Raw genomic sequence first — 2330 nt, forward strand, 5'->3', positions numbered from 1 at the left:
GCTTTCGTCGGTTTCACACTTGCAACAGCATCCTGAGCCTGTACAGCAGGATCTTTGGATTCATTGTTCTTCTCCATGAAATTCCACAACACAAACGCTGCAGTGAGAATTAGTGTGATTGCAATAAGTATAGAAACAATGAGAATAAATATTTTGTTCTTAAACACTTACGAACCCTCCGTATCCCTGGACTGAATTGTCGCTCGTACGGAACCAATTTCTTGCATGTAGGTCCGCACTAAGCTTACCACAACCTCTGCCTTTTCGAGAACTGTGATTTTCTTGCCTGTCGTCAATGTAATCATCGTATCCGGAGTTTCTTCGATCAGTTCTATCAGAATTGCATTCATAATAAGCGGTCTGCCATTTAAACGAGTGAGAGAAATCATCATTCTCCTCCTGAATCAGGGTAAAGGGTGGTGGAAAGCCACCCCCATTTCCTTACTGTCTAATTATTAACGTTTAAGATTAACAACTTCTTGAAGCACTTCATCGGATGTGGTGATAATCCGCGAGTTCGCTTGGAATCCACGTTGAGCAATAATCATTTCAGTGAATTCTCCAGTTAGATCTACATTGGACATTTCTAGCTGACCAGAAATAAGGGTCCCTGTACCTGTTTCTGCATCACCAGCCGCACCAACTACAATTTCGCCCTCTGGGTTGGCATTGGCCGTCATCTGATACAAATTGCCGCCGAGTTTCTCAAGTCCAGCTGGATTAATGACTTTAACAACACCAACTTTTTGATCCGTTGTGACTGTTTCGCCATCTGCGTTAACACCAATGATGTCACCATTTTGCGCAATGGAGAATGATACAATATCATCAGGAATAACGATTGGGCCTGCGCCTTCTGCACCCATAACGTGTAAACCTTCTGCATTTACGAGATTACGGCTTGCATCTAACGTGAAGTTACCAGCTCTTGTCAAAAATGGCGCATCCACTTGTTCAGCTGTACCTACTGCGAAGAAACCATCACCATTTACTCGCAAATCGGTCACCACATTCGTAGTCATCGCACTACCAGCCGTATGTACAGTATCAATTGCTGCTATGCTAACACCTAGACCAACTTGTTGTGCATTTACACCGCCACGATTCTCATCTGCTGCACTTACGCCTGAAACAGTTTGACTAAGGATATCTTTAAACATAACACGACCACCTTTAAATCCGATGGTATTTACGTTAGCAATGTTATTACCAATAACATCTAACTTCGTTTGAAAACCACGCATACCTGAAACGCCTGAGTATAAAGATCTTAACATGAAATAGGCCTCCTAAATCGGATGTGAATCGTAATAATGTGAGTTGCTTCATTCGTTCCACAACTCCAGGCTTCCTGAACGGTCGAGCCCTATATACCTATGAAATTATCATTGCACTATCGATCTGAGTAAACACATGCTCATTCATGGCTTGTCCATCAAGCGCAGTCACTACGGTTCGGTTCGGCACATTAACGATATACCCATTTCCCGCTAAGATCAGAAGCGCATCTTTAGCACCTTTGGACGCTGCTTTGTCAATGGCTTTGTTCATCTTCTCAATTTGCTCAGGTTTAAGCTGAATCCCACGTTCTTTTAATCTTACCTCGGCGTGATGACTAAACCGAACGAATTGCTCTTGAAAAATCTTCTGGAAAGTCGGACTTCCAGTAGGCGGAACCTGTTGTTGGGAAAGTGATCGTCTAGATGTACCAGGAGAAACCGCACTAGGATAAAGTTGACCTATGGATATTCTCTCTGTCATTGTGATTCTCCAACATTCTCAATTTTCTTAAGCTTATCGAGTGAAACTTCCACGCCGTTTACACTGGCAAATTGATTACCATCTTTAAAGGTTATGGAATCTACTACACCAGACATGTCAGTAGTAACACCTGAGGCATCTACTCCTGACCAGGAGATCGACTTACCGATTAAGCCTGACACAAAGCCAAGTGACTGCCTCATGAGCTTCATTTCGCTAGCCATATTCGTCAATTGTTCAACGGAAGTAAATTGGGCCATTTGCGCAATAAATTCTTTATCTTGCAAAGGCTGGGTTGGATCTTGATTCTGTAGCTGCGTGATCAAAATTTTCAGGAAATCATCTTTTCCTAGAGTTGTGCTCTCCTTGTCCTTCACTTTCGCGTTAGCCCCAGTATTGATCAAATTAGAAACATTACCTACAACTGGGTTTGTTGCCATACTTTCACCTCCAACTACGTCATTTTAGATTCGGTTTAAGCAGTTACATCGAAAGCATTACCATTCGCATTATTCCGAATCTGTGTCAACTGGTCTATATCTTCTTTAAAATCAAGCCCATCCATATCG

General features: G+C 42.4%; 4 protein-coding genes. All 4 read right to left on the bottom strand.

What is annotated here, in order from left to right; genetic code table 11:
* Window positions 1-167 precede the first annotated feature (167 nt).
* Entirely contained in the window at window positions 168-389 is a 222-nt protein-coding gene (locus AC1DVJ_RS30645; RefSeq protein ID WP_477596657.1) for a flagellar FlbD family protein, read from the bottom strand.
* Between the two features lie 66 nt (window positions 390-455).
* Window positions 456-1277 (bottom strand): flagellar basal body rod protein FlgG, encoded by an 822-nt coding sequence (gene flgG / locus AC1DVJ_RS30650; protein ID WP_477596659.1) that lies wholly within the window; start codon window positions 1275-1277, stop codon window positions 456-458.
* Window positions 1278-1374: 97 nt separating this feature from the next.
* Window positions 1375-1761, bottom strand: coding sequence for a TIGR02530 family flagellar biosynthesis protein (locus AC1DVJ_RS30655; protein ID WP_477596661.1), 387 nt, complete (start codon window positions 1759-1761; stop codon window positions 1375-1377).
* The gene (locus tag AC1DVJ_RS30660; protein WP_477596663.1) at window positions 1758-2201 is read right to left on the bottom strand and encodes a flagellar hook capping FlgD N-terminal domain-containing protein; all 444 of its coding nucleotides are present in this window, start codon (window positions 2199-2201) and stop codon (window positions 1758-1760) included. Before AC1DVJ_RS30660 ends, AC1DVJ_RS30655 begins: the two co-directional genes overlap by 4 nt.
* Between the last annotated feature and the right edge of the window lie 129 nt (window positions 2202-2330).

Source organism: Paenibacillus sp. P4_A9 (genome assembly GCF_056402415.1).

Bases quoted from the DNA above. Each gene is read 5' to 3' on its own strand.
- AC1DVJ_RS30645 (WP_477596657.1), bottom strand. From the start codon at position 389: ATGATTTCTCTCACTCGTTTAAATGGCAGACCGCTTATTATGAATGCA.
- flgG (WP_477596659.1), bottom strand. From the start codon at position 1,277: ATGTTAAGATCTTTATACTCAGGCGTTTCAGGTATGCGTGGTTTTCAA.
- AC1DVJ_RS30655 (WP_477596661.1), bottom strand. From the start codon at position 1,761: ATGACAGAGAGAATATCCATAGGTCAACTTTATCCTAGTGCGGTTTCT.
- AC1DVJ_RS30660 (WP_477596663.1), bottom strand. From the start codon at position 2,201: ATGGCAACAAACCCAGTTGTAGGTAATGTTTCTAATTTGATCAATACT.